We start from the raw sequence: 20467 nt of genomic DNA on the forward strand, positions 1-20467 counted from the left end.
ATGACCCCGATCACGAAGCGCTTCCTCGACCTCGCGCCGGCGCCCGCCGCACCGGTCTGGCTCGCGGCGGCCGCCTCGGCGGCATCCGGGCCCATCACGGCCGCGGCGTTCCCCGCCCTGGGCTGGTGGCCGCTCGTCTTCGCCGGTACCGGCCTCATGATCTGGTCGGTCAGGGGTCGGAGGCTCGGGACGGCCTTCCTGCTCGGACTGCTGGGAGGATTCTCCTTCTGGGGCACCCACATCTTCTGGCTCACGATCTACCTCGGCCCGGTGCCCTGGCTCGCCCTCGCCGGCCTGCAGACCGTGTTCTTCGCGCTCGGCGCCATGCTGCTCGCCCTGGCCTGGCGGGTCATCCCGAGGCTCTGGCCCGGCCGGCGGGGCAGACTCGTTCTCCTGCCCGCCGTGCTCGGGGCCGTGTGGAGCCTCCGGGAGTCGATCACGAGCAACTGGCCCTATGGCGGTTTCTCCTGGGGCAGGCTCGCATTCTCGCAATCGGAGAGCCCGTTCGGTCCGCTCGTCGCGTGGCTGGGGGCATCCGGTCTGAGCTTCCTCCTCGCCTGGCTGAGCGTGATCCTCGTCCAGGCCATCCGAGAGTCCGGCCTTCGCATACCACTGCGGGGAATCGTCGCATCGGCCTCGGTGGTCATCGTCCTCGCGATCCCCGCCTGGCCGACCGTGACCGACGGGACGTTCCGCGTCGCAGCAGTGCAGGGCAACTCGGATGCCGGCCTGTTCGCGCACCGTGTGCCAGGACAGACGCTCAACGACCACATCACCGGGACGGTTCCGCTCTTCGGCACTCCCGTCGACGTCGTCGTCTGGCCGGAGAACGCATCCGACCTCAATCCGCTGACCCATCCGGATGCCGCCAGGGCGCTCGACTACATCACCGAGGGAATGCGCGCGCCGCTCGTCACCGGCACGATCACCGAAGACGCGCACGGCCATACCTTCAACTCGCTCCTGTTGTGGGAGGCCGGCAGGGGAGCCGTCGACCAGTACGACAAGATCCACCCCGTCCCGTTCGCCGAGTACATCCCCGATCGCAGCTTCTGGTACCCCCTTGCGCCGGCGATGCTCGACCTGGTCCCGCGCGACTACACGATCGGCACCCGCGACAACATCTTCGACATCGACGGTGTCAAGGCCGGCCTGGCCATCTGCTTCGACATCGTCGACGACTCGCTCATCCGCCAGATGATGTCGGATGGTGCCCGCGTCATCCTCGCTCCCACGAACAACGCCGACTTCGGCCACACGGATGAGAACGTGCAGCAACTGGCGATCGCCAGACTGCGGGCGATCGAGACCGGTCGCAGCGTCGTCCAGGTATCGACCGTCGGGGTGAGCGCGATCATGGCCCCGGATGGCAGCACGATCTCCCGCCTCCCGACGTTCACCCCCGGGTCGATGGTCGAGGACGTGCCCTTGAGCTCCGCCGTCACACCCGCCACGGTGATCGGCGCGGACGCCGACTGGGCCGTGGGCGGATTCGCGATCGCCGCGCTCATCGCCGGACTGCTCGCCGGGTTGCCGCCATCCGGGGCCCGGAGGGGGAAGCGACATGGCTGACACCCTCGTCATCATCCCGACCTACAACGAGCGGGACAGCCTCGCCGCCCTCGTCGGGCGAGTGCGCCAGAGAGTGCCCGGCGCCGACGTCCTCATCATCGACGACTCCAGCCCGGATGGCACGGGGGAGCTCGCCGACCGGCTGGCGTCGGACGACCCCGTGGTGGGCGTCGTCCACCGCGCCCGAAAGGACGGACTCGGGCGCGCATACCTCACGGGGTTCCACTACGCGATGGAACGCGGGTATCACTACATCGTCGAGATCGACGCGGACGGCTCGCACGACCCCGCCGACCTTCCCGCCATGGTGCGGGACGCGCGCAACGGTGCGAGCCTCGTCCTCGGCTCGCGATGGGTTCCAGGGGGCTCTGTACTGAACTGGCCGTGGGCGAGGCGGATGATCTCACGCATCGGGAACTCTTATGCGCGGGCAGTCCTCGGGTCCAGAATCCGGGATCTCACATCCGGTTTCCGGGTGTTCCGGGTGGAGACCCTGCGAAGTCTCGACCTCAGCGCGGTGGCATCGCAGGGGTACTGCTTCCAGATCGAGCTCGCCTGGCTCGTCGAACGCAGGGGTCTCCTCGTCGTCGAGCACCCCATCACGTTCGTCGAGCGCGCAGCGGGCAGGTCGAAGATGCACATCGGCATCGTGATCGAGGCGCTCGCACGCGTCACCGTGTGGGGGATCACCGGGCGCAGGACGCGCCGGTAGGGGACTAGGCCCCTATCTTGTGCTCCCCGCGGCGGGCACGAAGGTAGGCGAGACGCTCATCGAGCAGTTCCTGGAGTTCATCGCGCGTGCGGCGCTCGAGAAGCATGTCCCAGTGACTGCGCGGAATACGCGCCTCGACCTGGTCCAGCGGCACCGGCTTGCCGTTCTCACCGAGTAGGTGACCCTCGCGACCGCTCTTGGGGGACTCCCACAGGGTCGGGATCTCGGCGTCGGCGGAGAAGGTGACCTCGAAGGTGGAGCCGTCATCGAGCTGATAGGTGCTCCGACGCCGTGGCGAGAACGTCACGCCCTCTTCGCTCTGAAGGCTCTGTGCGCCCAAGCGCATTCCCCGCAAGCTGCGATCCGCCATGGTCTCGACCCCTTTTCCGTACGCGTCTGTCACAAGTTATAAACCACCAAGCTGGGCATAACCTTTCCGCCGGACACCTTTCACAGCGGGTTCCCAGACTTCGTGAATCGGGGTACAGCGCTACCGCCGGGAACGCACGATGTCGATCGCGAGATCCGCTCGGTCGGTGACGATTCCGTCGACGCCGAGATCCAGCAGCCGGACCATGTCATCCGGCTCGTTGATCGTCCACACGTGCACCTCGGTGCCGGCCGCTCTGGCCATCCGGATGAGCGGGGGAGTGACGACCTGCACACCCTTCCACCGCTCGGGAAGCTGCACGGCGTCGACCGAGGCGAGCAGTGCGCGAGCACGCCGCCGCCAGCGCAGCCTCGAGGCGAGGAGGACCTTCGCCATGGTGCCGAAGGATGCCGAGGTCGCCACCCCGGGCAGGCCCTTCACGGCTGCGCGACGTCGTGCGTCGCTGAACGAGGTGACGAGAACCCGATCGATCGCGTTGAGGGACCGGATCGCCGCGATCGTCGGTTCGACCGCGCCGGCAGACTTGATGTCGATGTTGAACCGCGCATCCGGGAACGCGTCGATCGCCTCCGAGAGCGTCGCGAATCCCTGTCCTGCGCCCAGGTCGACGCGGCGCAGTTCGACCGAGGTCAGCTGGTCCACCCTGACTGCGCGGCCGGCGATCCTGTCGAGGGTGTCATCGTGGCTGATGACGGCGACACCGTCCGAACTCTCGTGCACGTCGGTCTCGATGTGCGTGACACCGACAGCGAGCGCCTTCGCGAACGCGAGGAGGGTGTTCTCTGGCGCCTCGGTGGCGAGCCCCCTGTGCGCGAGCACACGAGGCGGGGGAGTGTGGAGATAACCTCCCCCCGAAGCGCCGTTACGCGCCGTGTTCACCCTTGCTGCCCAGGAATCCGCCGGTGATCCCCTTGAGCGCCTCCGTGAACTCCGAGGGGATGATCCACAGCTTGCTCGCATCACCCTCGGCGATCTTCGGAAGGGTCAGCAGGTACTGGTATGCGAGAAGCTTCGGGTCGGGGTCGCCGTCGTGAATCGCCTTGAAGACGGTCGTGATGGCCTGCCCTTCACCCTCGGCTCGGAGCACGGCGGCCTTCGCGTCACCCTCGGCCTTGAGGATCGCGGCCTGCCGCGCACCCTCCGCCTCGAGGATCTGGGATTGCTTCGTACCCTCCGCCGTGAGAATGACGGCCCGCCGGTCGCGCTCGGCGCGCATCTGCTTCTCCATCGAGTCCTGGATGGAGATGGGCGGGTCGATCGCCTTCAGCTCCACACGGCCGACCCGGATGCCCCACTTGCCGGTCGACTCGTCCAGCACGACGCGGAGCTTTCCGTTGATGGTGTCGCGCGAGGTGAGGGCCTCTTCGAGGTTCAGCCCGCCGACGACGTTACGCAGTGTCGTCGTCGTGAGCTGCTCGACAGCACCGAGATAGTTGGCGATCTCATACGTCGCCGCTCGAGCATCCGTGACCTGGAAGAACACGACCGTGTCGATCGACACGACGAGGTTGTCCTCCGTGATGACCGGCTGCGGCGGAAAGGACACGACCTGCTCGCGCATGTCGATCAGCGGGCGCACCCGGTCGATGAGCGGGATCACGACGTTGAGGCCCGGCATGAGGGTCTTGTGGTACTTGCCGAGCCGCTCGACGACGCCGGCCCTCGCCTGGGGGATGATCCGGATGGCACGGAACAGGATCGTGAGCACGAAGATCGCGACAACCGCGATCAGCAGCACGAGGAGAATGGTGCCGAAATCGTTCACTGGATGCCCTCTTTCTTCGATTCGGTGGCTTTCACGGGGGCGACCATCGCGGTGGCCCCCTCGATCGAGGTCACTCTGACCCGGTCGCCGACTTCCAGTTGCGACGTATGCGCCGATTCGATCCTGGCCGTCCAGGTCTCTCCGACGGAGAGTTTCACCTGTCCCTGGCCGTCCACGAAATCGCGCACGACGGTGCCTTCCATGCCGACCAGGGCCTCGACGAGGGTCTTGGACGGATCGCCGCCGCGCTTGAGCCGGCGAAGCAGAGGGGGCCGAACGGCGAGCAGCAGCAGAAGCGCGAGGATCGCGGCGATGACGACCTGACCCCACCACGGAACGCCGAGCAGGCCGGAGACCAGGCCGCCGAGGCTGCCGAGGGCGATCATGAGGAATGTGAACTCGAGGGTGGCCATCTCAACGATGAGGAACAACAGGATGAGGCCGAGCCAGATGATCCACGCGTAATCGTTGAGGAATTCCACTGTGATCCAGTACCTCTCCTGTGTCGTGTTACTACTGAAACTAGCATGATGGTGTTGCTAGGGTCTGGGGGTGAGCACACTTCTGAACGCCCATTCACTCGACGGTAGACGAGCACTCGTCACGGGTTCGTCGCGGGGGATCGGCGCCGACACCGTCGGTTATCTCGCCGAAGCGGGAGCACGCGTCGTCGTGAACTTCCGCAACAAGGAGAAGCGGGCGCTCCAGCTCGTCGAGAAGCTCGAGGCATCCGGTGCGACGGCGATCGCCGTGGGGGCCGACCTCACGGATGCGTCCTCGGTCGCGGCCATGTTCGAGACCATTCGTGAGCGGTGGGGCGGGCTCGACATCCTGGTCCTGAACGCGTCAGGCGGCATGGAGGCCGGGATGGGTGAGGACTATGCGCTGCGCCTCAACCGCGATGCCCAGGTGAACCTCGTGACGGCCGCGCTTCCGCTCCTGGCCAGGGGATCGCGCGTCGTGTTCGTGACGAGTCACCAGGCTCACTTCATCCGCACCGTTCCCACCATGCCGGAGTACGAACCGGTAGCCCTGAGCAAGCGGGCGGGGGAGGATGCGCTGCGCGAGATGATCCCACAGCTGGATGAGCTCGGCATCGAGTTCGTCGTCGTCTCCGGGGACATGATCGAAGGGACGATCACGGCGACGCTCCTCGAGCGCGCGAATCCCGGGGCGATCAGCGCGCGTAAGGAGGCGGCAGGCCGGCTGTACAACGTCGCGGAGTTCGCGGCCGAGGTGGCGCGGGCCGTCGTGGAACCGGTCCCCGCCGATCACACACGGTACATCGGAGACATCGGCGGCTTCACTCACGACTGAGGCGAACGTAGAGTGATGGGGTGAAGCCGACCGATCTCCTGCTCCTGACGAGCGTGTCCCGACCCACCATCCACCCCGACGGCACGTGGGCGGTGTTCGCGACATCCAGTCCGAATCTCGACGCGGATGCCTACGTCGGGCAACTCTGGCGCGTCGCGCTCGACGGCACATCGGCTCCGGTGAGGATCACCCGTGGATTCAGCGACGGTTCGCCGCGATTCAGTCCGGACGGCACGCGCATCGCGTTCCTGCGGTCGGACGGAGAGAACCCGCCACAGCTCCAGGTGGTCTCCGCGGCCGGGGGAGAGCCGAGCGCGGCGACGAACCAGAAGCTCGGGGTGAGCTCCTTCGAATGGTCTCCGGACAGCTCGAAGCTCGCATACACGGCACGCGTCGCGGAGGAGGGGCGATACGGAACGGTCAAGGATCTCGGGGCCGGAGCAGAGCCACCCCGGAAGATCGTGACCCGCAAATACCAGTCGAACGGGCTCGGGTATACGACCGACCGCCGGAACCACATCTTCCTCGTCGAGGCGCCGGATCCGGCGGCAGAGCCCAGCTACACGAGAGCGCCGTCGGCCGACGAGCCGACACCGGAACAGCCTTCCGGGGTACCGGAGTCGCGGCAGATCACGACGGGCGACTTCGATGACGGTTACCTTCGGTTCTCCGTGGACGGAGTTCGCGTCGGATTCGTCTCGGCCCGCCACGACGACCGCGACGTCGACCTCGCGAACAACATCTACGAGGTGTCGATCGAGGACCCGGATGCCGAACCGGTCGCCCTGACCGGGTCTCACGGCAAGTACGGAATCGACGGGTTCGCCTATGCGCCGGATGGCACCGTCTACTTCGTCGGGAGCGACCTGGGGGAGCGCGGGCGTGATTTCGTCGGGCGCAACGGTGCGCTCTACCGCTTGGGCGGAGGGCCGGCAGAACGGCTCACCGACCCCGAGTCGATCGACCTCTCCGAGGGCGCCGGCGAACTGCTCGTGTGCGCGTCGGGGGACGTTCTCGCACTCCACCGCACTCGCGGCGACGTCGAACTCGTGTCGGTGTCGACCGACGGAAAGCTCCACACGATCGTCGGCGGGCACGTCGTCATCGGCGGATTCGATGTGGCGGGCGACGCTGTTGTCGTCTCCTACTCGGACGCGAAGACGAAAGGCGACATCGGTGTCGTGGGCACATCCGGGATCACGGCGCTCACCGATTTCTCGGCAGGTCTGCGGGGGAGCGGCGTGGCGCCGATCGTGGAGCTCACAGTGCCGGCCAGGGATGGAACGCCCATCCACGGCTGGGTGCTGGCGCCGAAGGGTGCCGGGCCGCACCCCGTCCTGCTCAATATCCACGGCGGCCCGTTCACGCAATACACCGCGGCATTCTTCGACGAGACGCAAATCTATGTCGACGCGGGATACGCGGTCGTCATGTGCAACCCGAGGGGCGCAGCAGGCTACGGCGAGGAGTTCGGCCGCGCCATCCGGCACCGGATGGGGACGGTCGACTTCACCGACGTCCTCGACTTCCTGGACGGCGCGCTCGAAGCGAATCCGGCGTTCGACAAGGACCGCCTCGGGATCATGGGCGGCTCGTACGGCGGATACCTGACCGCCTGGACGATCTCGCAGGATCACCGGTTCACCGCGGCGATCGTCGAGCGCGGCTATCTCGACCCCGAGGTCTTCGTCGGTACCTCGGACATCGGAGACTTCTTCAGCGACGAGTACACCGGCGCCGACGCGGCGCAGATCCGGGCGCAGAGCCCGCAGGCCTTCGTGCACCAGGTCACGACTCCCACGCTCGTGCTGCACTCCGAGAATGACCTCCGATGCCCGCTGTCCCAGGGCCAGCGGTACTACCTGGCGTTGAAGCGGCAGGGCGTTGACGCAGAAATGCTCATTTTCCCCGGAGAGAACCACGAGCTGAGTCGCAGCGGCCGTCCGAGGCACCGAGTGCAGCGTTTCGACGCCGTCCTGGACTGGTGGGAGCGCCACCTGCCGGTGAGGGCATCGTGAGTCTCGGCGTCGTGCGCGCTGGGGTGGCCGGCCGATCCGCACCACGATATCTGATAAGGCACATTATGTCAGATTAGTCGGACGAGACCGACTGAATGGGCGACGAATGGACGGCCTCCTACACTCACTTCGCCGGAGGATCAGGCGTCCGGATCATCCATGAGTTCGCGCACCGCCTGGGCGCGGCGGAACGCCACCGCGATCTTCGCAGCGCAGTGCAGCGCGCCCTCGCGCCCCTTCCGTAGTCAGGCGTAGCCGCGGCGCAGCAGCATGCCGGCAGCGCTGTCGAAGTCCCTGGCGCTGGGGATCTCGAAGTCCAGGGCGTTGGCGTTGCGCGCGATGATGTTGAACAGCGCCGCAACGGCCGCGGCGTCCTCCAGTTCTTCGGTGGTGAGCCCGGCGTCCAGGGCCGCTCGAACGTCGTCCGCCGAGAGCTGGTCGGGTTCCCTGGTCATCCGATCGAGGAAGACCAGTGCGGCACGGAGGCGGTCACTGATCGGTGCGGTGCGATAGTCCGCGAGAACGGCATCGGCCTCCGTCGGCTCCATCCCCCGCACCGCGATCGCGCGGTGTGCGCCGATGCAGAACGGGCAGGTACTCCAGGACGCGACCATCGCCGCCATCAGCTCACGTTCTGACACCGACCATGAACTCGGCCCCCGCATCGTCTTCTGGGTCCACTCCCCCAAGATCGGCCCGACGAATTCTTGGTCGTAGAACGCGACCCGAGCGGCATCCGGCAACCGATATCCGGCGAACAGTGAGATCATCCGAATCAGGATGCGATGCGCGAGCGTGTCGCCGCGCTCGACCTCAGCGAGCCGCATCCTCAGCCTCCCGGATCGCTCGAGCCGCAGCGTCCCACCGTTTCAGCCCGGCTCCCACACTGGCGGACATGACGATCTCGAACGTGGCCCGATCCGATCCGGATGCCTCTCGCACGGCACTCACCTGAGCATCGGTCACCCGATGGGACGCCGTTCCGATCGTTCGCGCCAGGACGTCATATGGCGCCCCGAGATCGTCGTGCTCCGCTCCACCCGCGTGCATGGCCCCTTCGCGCAGCTCGGCGCTGATCACACCGGTCTCAACGACGCGACGCCGCAAGCGGCCTGCAAGCACCGAGTGACTCGACTCCGTTGCCATGGGCCCCACGGTACGCCGCACAGGAATGGTTGGGCAAAACTGCCGGCCGCGATGGGTTTCACCACGCAGTTCCGAACCACCGACGGCGACCTCCAATGTGGCCGAGAACGATACGATGCACATCACGTTCGCTCCATGACGGGAGACTGACAATGACGCAGGAACGATCCGCGACCGGCTTCGGACGCGAGACCCAATCGACCATCTACCGTGACGGCGCGAGCGGCCACCGACCAGTCGTGCCCACCAGCGCGCAGGCGCTGTACAACGCAGCGCACGCCGCCATGTCCCCCGAGGCCTGGGCCTACGTCGCGGGCTCGAGCGGCTCCGAGACGACGGCCGCCGCGAACCGGGCGGCACTCGACCGATGGCGGATCGTCCCCCGAGTGCTCCGCAACGTCGCCGTCCGCGATCTCGGAATCGACCTCCTCGGCCACCACTACCCCTCCCCCGTCATCGCCGCACCCGTCGGAGCCCTCGGACTCGTACATCCGGATGCGGATCTCGCTGTCGCCCGGGCGTCAGCTGAGTTGGGTATTCCTTACATATTCTCCAATCAGGCCTCGAAGACCATGGAAGAGACCGCCGCCATCATGGGCGACTCGCCCCGGTGGTTCCAGCTCTATTGGAGCAGCTCGGACGACCTCGTTGCGAGCCTCCTCCGGCGGGCTGAGGGCGCAGGCGCGCAAGCCATCGTCATCACGCTCGACACGCACACTCTCGGCTGGCGGCCCAGGGACCTCGACCTCGCCTACCTGCCCTTCATCCACGGCATCGGCATCGCGCAGTACACGAGCGATCCGGTCTTCCGCGCCATCGTGCGCGAGCGCGCCGCGATGCCCTCCGACGGTCCGAGACCCCGCGTCACGCCGCGTGCCGTGAAGACGCTTCTCGACATGACCCGCCACTACCCGGGCCGGATGGTCGAGAACCTGCGCTCCGGTGAACCGCGCGTGGCGGTCGAGACCTTCCTCGACGTCTTCTCCCGCCCATCGCTCACGTGGGACGAACTCGCGTTCGCACGCAAGCACACGAGCCTTCCCATCGTGCTCAAGGGCATCCAGCATCCGGATGACGCTCGGCGCGCACTGGCCGCGGGTGTCGACGGCATCGTCGTCTCGAACCACGGCGGCCGGCAGATCGACGGCGCCATCGGCTCACTCGATGTCCTGCCCGCGATCGTCGACATCGTCGGGGGCCGGATGCCGGTGCTCTTCGACAGCGGCATCCGAGGCGGCAGCGACATCCTCAAGGCGCTGGCGCTCGGCGCGGCCGCAGTGCTCGTCGGCCGTCCATGGGTCTACGGGCTCGCCATCGCGGGGTCCGCCGGGGTCCGCGAAGTCCTCCGCAACCTCGTGGCGGAGTTCGACATCGCGCTCGGGCTGAGCGGACACACGAGCATTGCGGAACTCTCGCGCGACAGCCTCGGCGAACGACCTTGACTCGCCCGCGCGTATTGTCGTGCCCGTGACCGTACATCGTCTCGACCCTCGCACTGCCCGGCGTCTCGCGGTTCGCGGTCAGGCGCTCACCGCGCGTCGACCGTCGGGCATCGTCCCCCTCGTGAAGCAGCTCACCCTCCTGCAGGTGGACCCCACGGCAGCCATCGCCCCCAACGCCGACCTCGTCGCGTGGAGCAGACTCGGGAACGACTACCGCCCGCAGGACCTCACCAGGGCACTCGAGGTGGACAGGACCCTGTTCGAGCTGGATGCCCTCATCCGCCCCATGGAGGACCTGCCGCTCTTCCTCGCCGGAATGCTCGCCGCGCCGCAACGCGCGCGAGCACGGGAGTGGCTCGCGGCGAACCGGTCATTTCACCGCGACGTGCTCGCGCGCCTGAAGGATGCCGGACCGCTCGCGTCCCGCGACATCCCCGACACCGCTGCAGTGCCGTGGACATCCACCGGGTGGACCGACAACCGCAACACGACGCAGCTGCTCGAGCTCCTGGCGATCCGCGGTGAGGCAGCGATCTCCCACCGGAGGGGCCGCGAACGATACTGGGACCTCGCGGAGCGCGTCTACCCAGCGGATGCCGTGGCGATCCCCGCAGCAGAGGCCCTCCGCATCCGCGCCGAACGTCGGCTGGCCGCGCTCGGGATCGCGAGGGTCACTGCGCCAGAGCAGCCGATCGAACCGATCCACGTCGGGGAGGTGGGCGACGAGGCCGTCGTCGAGGGTGTGCCTGGCACCTGGCGCGTCGACCCTGCAGCGCTCGAGTCGCTCGAGAGCGACCCGGTCATGGGACGCACGGCACTGCTCTCCCCCTTCGATCGCCTGAGCTACGACCGGTTGCGAGCGAAGCAACTCTTCGACTTCGAATACATCCTGGAGATGTACAAGCCGGCGGCCCGGCGGCGGTGGGGCTACTTCGCGCTTCCGGTGCTCCACGACGACGAGCTCGTCGGCAAGGTCGATGCGAAGGCCGACCGAACGTCCGGCCTCCTCACCGTGAACGCCATCCACGAAGACGTCCCCTTCGACGGCGGGACGAAGGATGCCGTCGGTGCAGAGCTCGACGCCCTGGCCGCCTGGCTCGGGCTGGAGCGCGTCGGCCCCTGACGAGCAGGGTCGGCGACAGGGTCAGCGATTCGTCGCCGCGACCCACTCGTCCAGCTTGCGTTCCGCCGCGCCGGAGTCGATCGCGCCCGCCGCGATGCCGAGTTTCGCCCGGAATCGTTCGACGATGGGCACCTGCACCTCAGCCGGGTTGCGGGCGAGATCGTAGGAGACGAGCCCCGCAGCCGCATTGAGCAGCACGATGTCGCGCACCGGGCCCCCGTCGCCCGCGAGCACTCTGCGCGCGATGGCCGCGTTGTGCTCGGGGTCGCCGCCCACGAGGTCGGAGAGGTCTGCGCGGGGGATGCCGAGTTCCGCCGGGTCGAGGTCGTGCTCCGTCACGGCACCGCGGGAGACCTCCCAGATGTGGCTGTGGCCAGTCGTCGTGAGCTCGTCGAGACCGTCGTCGCCACGGAACACGAGCGCTGTCGCACCCCTCGTCTGGAAGACGCCGACGAACAACGGAACCTTGGAGAGGTCCGCGACGCCGACCGCGTTGGCCTCACAGCGCGCAGGGTTGCACAGCGGCCCGAGGAAGTTGAAGACCGTGGGGATGCCGAGTTCGCTGCGCACGCCTCCCGCATGCCGGAATCCCGGGTGGAAGTGCGCTGCGTAGGCGAAGGTGATCCCGGTCTCGGTGAAGACCCTCGCGATCGCCTCCTCCTGGAGATCGAGTCGGATGCCGAGAGCACCCAGGACATCCGATGAGCCCGCCGCCGAGCTCGCCGCCCGGTTGCCGTGCTTGATCACGGGTGCTCCGGATGCTGCAGCGACGATCGACGCCATGGTGGAGACGTTGACGGTGCCGAACCGATCGCCGCCGGTTCCGACGATGTCGATCGCCATCGGATTGAGAGCGAGAGGCCTGGCATTCTCGAGCACGGCATCCCGGAATCCGACGACCTCGTTGACCGTCTCCCCCTTGGACTTCAGTGCGACGAGGAACCCGGCGAGCTGCGCAGGCGAGGCCTCTCCGGCCATGATCTGGCGCATCGCCCACGACGCGTCGCTGATGGACAGATTCCTGCCTTCGAGCAGTGTTGTGAGCAGTTGGGGCCAGGTCGGAGCGATAGACACAGGAAAGATCCTATCTTTTGCCCGGACTGGCGAGCCGGAATGGCGAAGTCGCGCTCGATATCGGCCATAATGGAAACCGTGACCAGCACCTCTCTCTCGCACACTGTCGGCGCCCCAGTCGTCAATCGCCCGAGTGTCGTGGCTGTGGGAACGATCGTGTGGCTCGGCAGCGAAGTCATGTTCTTCGCCGGCCTGTTCGCGATCTACTTCACGCTGCGTTCGACCTCGGCAGGACTCTGGGCCTTCGAAACCTCGAAGCTCGACGTCTGGTATGCGCTGGGCAACACGACGATCCTCGTGCTCTCGTCCTTCACCTGCCAGTTCGGCGTCTTCGCGGCCGAGCGGCTCCAGGCGCGAGCAACAGGGTGGAAACCCACGCAGTGGGGCATGGTGGAGTGGTTCTTCCTCACTTACGCCATGGGCGCCGTGTTCGTCATCGGGCAGATCTTCGAGTACGCGAACCTCGTCGCAGAGCACATCAGCATCTCCTCGAACTCGTACGGATCCGCCTTCTACATCACCACGGGGTTCCACGGTCTGCACGTGATCGGCGGACTCGTCGCGTTCATCCTCGTGATCGGCCGCGCGTTCTCCGTCAAGACCTTCACCCACAAAGAGGCGATGAGCGCCATCGTCGTCTCGTACTACTGGCACTTCGTCGACGTGGTCTGGATCGGGCTGTTCCTGGTCATCTACGTACTCAAATAGGAACCCTGGAACACCATGCGCACTCACACTTCGACTGACGCTCGCGGTCGCCAGACCGGACGTCGTCACCCGCTCGCATCCATCGCCCTCATCACGATCGGCCTCTTGTCGACGGGTGGCGCCTACGCGCTCATGACGACAACGGCGTCCGCGGAGACGAGCGTCGCGACCCAGCAGTCGGTGAACGAGGGACAGAAGATCTTCGCCGCCAACTGCGCGACCTGCCACGGGATGACCGCGTCCGGCACGAAGGACGGCCCGAGCCTGTACGGCGTCGGGGCGGCATCCGTCGACTTCCAGATGGGCACAGGGCGCATGCCCCTCGCCTACCAGGGACCGCAGGGGGCCCAGAAGCCGCTCCAGTTCACGCAGGAGCAGATCGATGATGTCGCGGCATACATCGCGAGTCTCGCACCCGGCCCGGCGGTTCCCGACGAGAAGTACCTCGCCGGCGACGCCGACGTCGCCCTCGGCGGCCAGCTCTTCCGCACCAACTGCGCCATGTGCCACAACGTGGCCGGCGCAGGTGGCGCCCTCACCGAGGGCAAGTTCGCACCGTCGCTCAAGGGCGTCGAAGCGCGGCACATCTACGAGGCGATGGTCACCGGACCGCAGAACATGCCCGTGTTCAGCGACAGCAACCTGAGCCCGCAGGACAAGGCGGACATCATCAGCTTCCTGAAGTTCCAGAACCAGCACGCATCGCCGGGAGGAGTCGACCTCGGCGGACTCGGCCCGGTATCCGAGGGCCTGTTCATCTGGATCTTCGGCCTGGGCGCGATCGTCGGAGTGACGATCTGGATCACCGCTCGCCCCAACTGACGTCGCACACTACTGAAACAGTTCGAAGGGAACGCAATGGCTCAGCATGACGGTGACAAGGCCACCGCTGCCGGCTCAGAACTCGAAGCCGTCTCGCCGCGTACGGTCTCCACCGGTACGGCGGTCGCCACGACCGGCGGCGCCTTCGAGAACCCTGGAATGCCCCCGCACTCCCCTCGGGCCACCGATTTGGACCCGAGGAAGGACAAGACCGCGGAGCGCCGCGTCGGCCTGCTCTTCCTGTTCTCCATCGTCGGTAGCGTCTTCGCCATCGTGGCGTACATCATCTTCCCGATCGTCCCCGGCGACCTCTCGTCGGTGCGCGTCAACAACATGCTGCTGGGCGTCGGGATCTCGGTCGCCCTGCTCGCGATCGGCCTCGGAGCGATCTACTGGGCCAAGAACCTCATGAAGGATGGCGAGTGGGAGGAGCACCGTCACCCGACCCGCGGTTCCGAGGACACCAGGGCCGCCGCCGTCGAGGTCTTCACGCTCGGCAATGAGGAGTCGGGATTCGGGCGGCGCTCGCTCATCCGCAACAGCCTCATCGGAGCGCTCGTCGTCTCTCCGCTTCCCGCCGTCGTCATGTTCCGCGACCTCGCCCCCGCTGCCGACCCGGTCGCCCTCCTCAAGGAGACACTCTGGGAAAAGGACGTCCGTCTCATGCGGGACCCGGCCAACACCCCGGTCAAGGCGTCGGAGGTCACGCTCGGCTCCGTCTTCCAGATCATTCCCGAGAATCTCGCCGGCCGTGAGGACTTCCTCGAACAGAAGGCCAAGGCCGCCGTCCTCCTCATGAGGCTGAAGCCGGAGGACCTGCACGTCTCGCCGGAGCGCGCGGACTGGAACTACCAGGGAATCGTCGCGTACTCCAAGATCTGCACGCACGTCGGATGCCCCGTCGCGCTGGCAGAGCAGCACACGCACCATCTGCTGTGCCCGTGCCACCAGTCGCAGTTCGACATCAGCCACGAGGCGAAGGTCATCTTCGGCCCAGCCAAGCGGCCTCTTCCCCAACTTCCCATCACCGTGGACGCCCAGGGCTATCTCGTCGCCCGCAGCGGATTCCACGAACCCGTCGGCCCGAGCTTCTGGGAGCGTTCATGACCACCGCGCAGGATACGACAACGACGAAGTCTCCCGTCGCCGCGCCGACGCGTGGATCGCGATTCACCGGCGCCGTCGCGAACTATCTCGATGAGCGTACGAGCATCTCCGGCATCACCAAGGAGCTCGGGCGCAAGATCTTCCCGGACCACTGGTCCTTCATGCTCGGTGAGGTCGCGCTCTACAGTTTCATCGCGATCCTGCTGTCCGGCACGTTCCTCACGTTCTTCTTCGAACCGACCATGACCCAGGTGCACTACGAGGGCTCGTATGTCGGTCTCAAGGGAATCGAGATGTCGGCCGCATACGCATCGACCCTCGACATCTCCTTCGACATCCGCGGCGGCCTGCTCATGCGCCAGGTGCACCACTGGGCGGCACTGCTGTTCGTCGCGGCCATCGGGCTCCACATGCTGCGGGTGTTCTTCAACGGGTCGTTCAAGAAGCCTCGTGAGCTCAACTGGGTCATCGGATTCGTTCTCTTCATCCTCGCGATGGGCGAAGGCTTCACCGGCTACTCGCTCCCCGACGACCTCCTCTCCGGCAACGGCCTTCGCATCATCGACGGAATGGTCAAGGGCATCCCGCTCGCCGGTACCTGGATCTCCTACCTGCTGTTCGGCGGCGAGTTCCCCGGCACGGCGATCGTCCCCCGCCTCTACTCGCTGCACATCCTCCTTCTGCCGGCGATCCTCGTCGCGGCTCTCGGCCTGCACCTGTTGCTCATGGTCATCAACAAGCACACCCAGTACGCGGGACCCGGGCGCACGAACGACAATGTCGTCGGTGTGCCGATCATGCCGAACTTCGCGGCGAAGGCCGGCGGATTCTTCTTCGTCGTCTTCGGTGTGATCGTCCTCATCTCGTCGTTCTTCACGATCAACCCGATCTGGAACTACGGCCCATACGACCCGTCCCCCATCTCTGCAGGAACCCAGCCGGACTGGTACATCGGATTCGCCGACGGTGGCCTCCGTCTCGTTCCGCCAGGCCTCGAATTCGTCCTGTGGGGCCACACCTGGTCGTTCAACATCATCCTGCCGCTGATCGTTCTCGGCCTGTTCATCGTGCTCGTGGCGATCTATCCGTTCCTGGAGGCGTGGATCACCGGCGACAAGCGTGAGCACCACATCACCGAGCGACCGCGCAATGCGCCGACCCGCACCGCGATCGGCGCCGCGGGAGTCACGTTCTATGCCGTCCTGTGGGCAGCAGCCGCGTCGGACATCCTCGCCACGCACTTCCACCTCACGATCGAGGCCGTCACGCACTCCCTGCAGGCGCTCTTGATCCTGGGCCCGATCATCGCGTACCTCATCGCCAAGCGGGTGTGCCTCGCGCTCCAGAAGAAGGATCGTGAGATCGCTCTGCACGGATACGAGTCCGGTCGCATGATCAGACTCCCGGGTGGCGAGTACCACGAGGTGCACCAGCCGCTCGACGACTATGAGCGTTGGCGTCTCGTCGACTACGTCGACTACAAGCCGCTCATGATCCGTCCGGATGCCCGGGGCAGGATCAGCCCCGTGCAGCGCGTTCGTGCGGTGCTGTCCCGGTGGTTCTTCGAGGACAGGATCTCACCGGCGACGCGTGCGGAGCTGGAGTCGGGCGAAGGCCACCACTAGGAGGGGCCGCCGCCCGGAACGGGCATCGGCACTGGCGTCGCGGTGGCGACCGGACATGGTCAACCCTTCAGACTCCAGCGCGCTACTCGTCGAAGCGCTTCTTCAGGAAGTCCGCCGTGGAGCGGTAGTCGAGCCGTTCGTAGAATGCAGCACTCTTGAGTGTGGCGACGGTGAGCTGGCGAACCCCCCTGTCCAGGCACTCCGCCTCGATCGCTGCCACGAGCTGGCTCCCGATACCGCGGGCACGTGACTGCTCCTCCACCACGAGCTCCTGCAGTTGGGCCGAATCCCCGTTCGTGTAGAACAGTCGCGCGATCGTGGCGAGGGCGTAGCCGACCACGCGATCTCCATCGTCGACCACGAAGAGGATGTGATCATCCGACTGGTGGACGGCATCCCGAAACGCCGCGTCGAACACCTGGCGGTTCGGCGTGTACTGTTCCCCCAGCTGCGCGAGGAGGCCGAACACCGTCGGTCCGTCCTCGAGCCTCGCTCTTCGCACTGCCGGAGATCCGGCAGCAGCGTGGGAACCGGCGACCGGATCAGCGACCAAAGTATCCGCGGTAGTACTCGAAGACCCAGCCCACGATGCACACGAACGCGAGTGCGGCGCCGATGAAGGCGATCCACTCGCCGATGGCGACCCCGAGGAAGACGAGCGCTGCACCCGCAGCCACCATCATCGGCCACCAGCTCCACGGGCTGTAGAAGCCGACCTCGGTGTCCCCGTCATCGATATCCGCTGTCTGGATGTCCTCGGGAAGTTCGCCGCCCTGCGCAGAGTGCGCCCGGCCGAGGAAGAAGGCGATGAGGGCGAACAGGGCACCACACAGCGCAAGGGCGAGCGTGCCCACCCACTCCACGTAGCCGTGGAAGGAGTCCAGCAGGCTCCACACCGTGTACAGCGCCGACGCCCCCCAGAAGAACGCCGTCAGGATCCAGAACAGATGGGTGTTGGTTTTCACGGCTACTTCACCTTCTCGTCACTGAGATCCATGACCGGTGCATCCGGGGCATCCTTACCGGGCCCGATACCGTACTGGACCGGCGCCGCCTCGGGGTGGTTCAGGTCGAACGCCGGCGACTCGGAACGGATGCGGGGAATCGAGGTGAAGTTGTGGCGAGGCGGGGGGCAGGATGTCGCCCACTCGAGCGATCGCCCGTACCCCCACGGGTCGTTGACGGTCACGCGCGGCGCCCTGCGTGCCGTGATGTACACGTTGTAGAGGAAGGGGATCATCGAGATGCCGAGCAGCATCGCACCCATCGTCGACAACTGGTTCATCCAGGTGAAGCCGTCCTCCGGCTGGTAGGTCGCGTACCGCCGCGGCATCCCCATGACGCCGAGCCAGTGCTGCACCAGGAAGGTCGTGTGGAACCCGAGGAACAGCAGCCAGAAGTGCACTTTTCCGAGCCGCTCGTTGAGCATCTTGCCCGTCCACTTCGGCCACCAGAAGTAGAACCCGCTGAACATCGCGAACACGACGGTGCCGAAGACGACGTAGTGGAAGTGCGCGACGACGAAGTAGGTGTCCGACACGTGGAAGTCCAGAGGCGGGGACGCCAGGATGACGCCCGTGAGCCCGCCGAAGGTGAACGTCACGAGGAATCCGATGGCCCACAGCATGGCGGCCTCGAATGTGATCGAGCCTCGCCACATCGTCCCGACCCAGTTGAAGATCTTCACTCCGGTGGGGACGGCGATGAGCATCGTCATGAGCGAGAAGAAGGGCAGCAGCACGGAGCCGGTGACGTACATGTGGTGCGCCCAGACCGTGACCGAGAGGGCGGCGATCGCGACAGTGGCCCCGACGAGGGTCTTATAGCCGAAGACGGGCTTCCGGCTGAAGACAGGGAACACCTCTGACACGATGCCGAAGAACGGCAGCGCGATGATGTAGACCTCCGGATGTCCGAAGAACCAGAACAGGTGCTGCCAGAGGATCGCTCCCCCGGCCTCGACGTTGTAGATGTGACCGCCGAGCACCCGGTCCATGCCAAGGCCGAGCAGCGCCGCGGCCAGCGGCGGGAACGCCATGAGAACGAGGATGGACGTCACCATCGCGTTCCAGGTGAAGATCGGCATCCGGAACATCGTCATGCCGGGTGCGCGCATCGTGATGATCGTGGTGATGAAGTTCACCGCGCCGAGGATCGTGCCGAACCCGCTGAGCGCAAGACCGAACACCCAGAGGTTCCCTCCGGCGCCCGGGGAGAACGTCGTCTCCGACAGTGGCGCGTAAGCGAACCAGCCGAAGGATGCCGCGCCCTGCGGCGTGAGGAAGCCGGCCACGGCGATGAGGCTGCCGAAGCTGTAGAGCCAGTATGCGAACGCGTTCAGGCGTGGGAACGCGACATCCGGCGCCCCGATCTGCAGCGGCATGATCACATTCACGAACCCGGCGAAGAGCGGCGTCGCGAACATGAGCAGCATGATCGTGCCGTGCATCGTGAAGAGCTGGTTGTACTGGTCCTTGGTCTGCAGGAGCTCGAGACCGGGTTCGAAGAGCTGGGCGCGGATCACGAGTGCCATGACTCCGCCGAGGCAGAAGTAGATGAACGACGTGATCAGGTAGAGGTACCCGATCTTCTTGTGGTCGGTCGTCGTGATCCAGTCGACGATGAGGTCACCCTTGGATCCCACCTTCGATGCTCCGAAGTCCTGACCGCTGCCACGGCGCGGCTGCCCCGGTTTCTGCGGAGCCGAGGTGCTGGGAGCTGAGGTGCGCGGTGCTGTCGATGTGCTCATTGTTGCGTGCCCTACTCGTTGCCGGTCGGGGCTTGCGTGCCCGGCTGGTTGGTGTTCGTGTTGTACTCGGGGCCGAGAGCGCCCGTCTGTCCCTTGTCCGCGAGGCTTTGGATGTAGGCGTTGTAGTCGCTTTCGGACACGACGCGGACCTTGAACAGCATGAGCGAGTGGTATTCGCCGCACAGTTCGGCGCACTTGCCCATGTATTCGCCGATTTTCAGCGGTGTGAAGTAGATGTGGTTCGACTTGCCGGGGATCATGTCCTTCTTGTACAGGAAGTCGGGAACCCAGAAGGAGTGGACGACATCGCGGCTCTCGATGTCGAGGGCGACGGTCTTGCCCACCGGAAGGTAGAGGATCGGAAGTTTGCTTTCGTCGATGTAGGGCGGGGTGTCGATCTCCTGGGCCTGGATGCCCTGCGTGTAGACGCCCTTGCCGTCCGGGCCGACATTGAGGTAGTTGAAGTCCCACGACCAGCGCTTGCCGAACACCTGGATCTGCACATCCGGATTCGCCGTCGGCTGTTCGATGTTGGCCTGGTCGCGCGCGGTGAAGGCGAAGAACCCGAGGACGAGGATGAGCGGAACGATCGTGTAGAAGATCTCGATCGGCATGTTGTAGCGCAATTGCACCGGGAGGCCGGTCTGTCCCTTGCGGCGGCGGTAGACGACCGCCGTCCAGATGATGAGGCCCCAGACGAGAAGGCCGATCGCCAGGAGGATGATCCAGCTCGTGACCCAGAGGCCCGTGATGTCATCGGTGTGGTTCGTGATGCCGGGTTCGCCGGGGAGGAAACCCCGAAGCTGGGTTTGGGTGCAGCCGGCCAGCGCCAGGGCAACGCCGAGGGCGACCGGGATGGCTATCCACCGAAGACGACGAGGAGAACGCACTGGAGA

General features: G+C 66.1%; 21 protein-coding genes. 10 read left to right on the forward strand and 11 right to left on the reverse strand.

The window, feature by feature from the left end; all coding sequences use genetic code 11:
- A complete protein-coding gene (gene lnt, locus BKA04_RS01175; RefSeq protein ID WP_104094777.1) occupies positions 1-1572 on the forward strand; it encodes an apolipoprotein N-acyltransferase in 1572 nt (523 codons plus the stop codon).
- Positions 1565-2284 carry a polyprenol monophosphomannose synthase gene (locus BKA04_RS01180; protein ID WP_104094778.1) on the forward strand — a complete coding sequence of 240 codons (720 nt, stop codon included), beginning with the start codon at positions 1565-1567 and terminating at the stop codon, positions 2282-2284. The genes lnt and BKA04_RS01180 overlap by 8 nt, the downstream gene beginning before the upstream one ends.
- Positions 2285-2288: 4 nt before the next feature.
- On the opposite strand, the gene BKA04_RS01185 is transcribed toward BKA04_RS01180, so the two are convergent.
- The 4 genes from BKA04_RS01185 to BKA04_RS01200 all read right to left on the reverse strand — a co-directional run bounded on the left by BKA04_RS01185 (position 2289) and on the right by BKA04_RS01200 (position 4922).
- Positions 2289-2654, reverse strand: coding sequence for an RNA polymerase-binding protein RbpA (locus BKA04_RS01185; RefSeq protein WP_104094779.1), 366 nt, complete (start codon positions 2652-2654; stop codon positions 2289-2291).
- Between the two features lie 120 nt (positions 2655-2774).
- The gene (locus tag BKA04_RS01190; protein WP_333473425.1) at positions 2775-3494 is read right to left on the reverse strand and encodes a glycerophosphodiester phosphodiesterase; all 720 of its coding nucleotides are present in this window, start codon (positions 3492-3494) and stop codon (positions 2775-2777) included.
- Positions 3495-3537: 43 nt separating this feature from the next.
- Positions 3538-4440: an SPFH domain-containing protein gene (locus BKA04_RS01195; protein WP_104094781.1), complete on the reverse strand. Its 903-nt coding sequence runs from the start codon at positions 4438-4440 to the stop codon at positions 3538-3540.
- Entirely contained in the window at positions 4437-4922 is a 486-nt protein-coding gene (locus BKA04_RS01200) for an NfeD family protein (RefSeq protein WP_232841918.1), read from the reverse strand. Before BKA04_RS01200 ends, BKA04_RS01195 begins: the two co-directional genes overlap by 4 nt.
- Positions 4923-4992: 70 nt before the next feature.
- On the opposite strand from BKA04_RS01200, the gene BKA04_RS01205 reads away from it, so the two are divergent.
- Both BKA04_RS01205 and BKA04_RS01210 read left to right on the forward strand, forming a co-directional pair.
- Entirely contained in the window at positions 4993-5757 is a 765-nt protein-coding gene (locus BKA04_RS01205; protein WP_104094782.1) for an SDR family oxidoreductase, read from the forward strand.
- 20 nt (positions 5758-5777) lie between these two features.
- On the forward strand, positions 5778-7775 hold the full coding sequence (locus BKA04_RS01210; RefSeq protein WP_104094783.1) for a S9 family peptidase: 1998 nt from the start codon (positions 5778-5780) through the stop codon (positions 7773-7775).
- Positions 7776-8020: 245 nt separating this feature from the next.
- Here BKA04_RS01210 and BKA04_RS01215 read toward each other — a convergent pair whose 3' ends face one another.
- Positions 8021-8602 carry a carboxymuconolactone decarboxylase family protein gene (locus BKA04_RS01215; protein ID WP_198413280.1) on the reverse strand — a complete coding sequence of 194 codons (582 nt, stop codon included), beginning with the start codon at positions 8600-8602 and terminating at the stop codon, positions 8021-8023.
- On the reverse strand, positions 8589-8921 hold the full coding sequence (locus BKA04_RS01220; RefSeq protein ID WP_134542207.1) for a hypothetical protein: 333 nt from the start codon (positions 8919-8921) through the stop codon (positions 8589-8591). The genes BKA04_RS01215 and BKA04_RS01220 overlap by 14 nt, the downstream gene beginning before the upstream one ends.
- A gap of 152 nt (positions 8922-9073) precedes the next feature.
- Here BKA04_RS01220 and BKA04_RS01225 point away from each other — a divergent pair, with 152 nt between their 5' ends.
- Positions 9074-10363: an alpha-hydroxy-acid oxidizing protein gene (locus tag BKA04_RS01225; RefSeq protein ID WP_104094785.1), complete on the forward strand. Its 1290-nt coding sequence runs from the start codon at positions 9074-9076 to the stop codon at positions 10361-10363.
- A gap of 25 nt (positions 10364-10388) precedes the next feature.
- Positions 10389-11486, forward strand: a complete 1098-nt coding sequence (locus tag BKA04_RS01230) for a DNA glycosylase AlkZ-like family protein (protein WP_104094786.1) — start codon at positions 10389-10391, stop codon at positions 11484-11486.
- Positions 11487-11507: 21 nt separating this feature from the next.
- Here BKA04_RS01230 and trpD read toward each other — a convergent pair whose 3' ends face one another.
- Positions 11508-12560, reverse strand: coding sequence for an anthranilate phosphoribosyltransferase (gene trpD, locus BKA04_RS01235; protein ID WP_104094787.1), 1053 nt, complete (start codon positions 12558-12560; stop codon positions 11508-11510).
- Between the two features lie 69 nt (positions 12561-12629).
- On the opposite strand from trpD, the gene ctaE reads away from it, so the two are divergent.
- From ctaE to qcrB, 4 genes are read left to right on the forward strand one after another with little or no spacing between them, the layout of a single operon-like run.
- Entirely contained in the window at positions 12630-13268 is a 639-nt protein-coding gene (ctaE, locus tag BKA04_RS01240; RefSeq protein ID WP_104094788.1) for an aa3-type cytochrome oxidase subunit III, read from the forward strand.
- Between the two features lie 15 nt (positions 13269-13283).
- Entirely contained in the window at positions 13284-14090 is an 807-nt protein-coding gene (gene qcrC, locus BKA04_RS01245; protein ID WP_104094789.1) for a cytochrome bc1 complex diheme cytochrome c subunit, read from the forward strand.
- Positions 14091-14126: 36 nt separating this feature from the next.
- Positions 14127-15197: a cytochrome bc1 complex Rieske iron-sulfur subunit gene (qcrA, locus tag BKA04_RS01250; protein ID WP_104094790.1), complete on the forward strand. Its 1071-nt coding sequence runs from the start codon at positions 14127-14129 to the stop codon at positions 15195-15197.
- Positions 15194-16822 (forward strand): cytochrome bc1 complex cytochrome b subunit, encoded by a 1629-nt coding sequence (gene qcrB, locus BKA04_RS01255; protein WP_104094791.1) that lies wholly within the window; start codon positions 15194-15196, stop codon positions 16820-16822. Before qcrA ends, qcrB begins: the two co-directional genes overlap by 4 nt.
- A gap of 82 nt (positions 16823-16904) precedes the next feature.
- On the opposite strand, the gene BKA04_RS01260 is transcribed toward qcrB, so the two are convergent.
- The 4 genes from BKA04_RS01260 to ctaC form a co-directional block, all read right to left on the reverse strand.
- Positions 16905-17291 (reverse strand): GNAT family N-acetyltransferase, encoded by a 387-nt coding sequence (locus BKA04_RS01260; RefSeq protein ID WP_232841919.1) that lies wholly within the window; start codon positions 17289-17291, stop codon positions 16905-16907.
- 73 nt (positions 17292-17364) lie between these two features.
- Entirely contained in the window at positions 17365-17787 is a 423-nt protein-coding gene (locus BKA04_RS01265) for a cytochrome c oxidase subunit 4 (protein WP_104094793.1), read from the reverse strand.
- A 2-nt stretch (positions 17788-17789) separates the two neighbouring features.
- A complete protein-coding gene (gene ctaD / locus BKA04_RS01270; protein ID WP_104094794.1) occupies positions 17790-19571 on the reverse strand; it encodes an aa3-type cytochrome oxidase subunit I in 1782 nt (593 codons plus the stop codon).
- Positions 19572-19582: 11 nt separating this feature from the next.
- Positions 19583-20461 (reverse strand): aa3-type cytochrome oxidase subunit II, encoded by an 879-nt coding sequence (gene ctaC, locus BKA04_RS01275; protein WP_232841920.1) that lies wholly within the window; start codon positions 20459-20461, stop codon positions 19583-19585.
- Positions 20462-20467 lie beyond the last annotated feature (6 nt).

Origin of the sequence: Terrimesophilobacter mesophilus, assembly GCF_014200375.1 — a bacterium.
In the GTDB taxonomy this organism is placed as follows: Bacteria; Actinomycetota; Actinomycetes; order Actinomycetales; family Microbacteriaceae; genus Terrimesophilobacter; species Terrimesophilobacter mesophilus.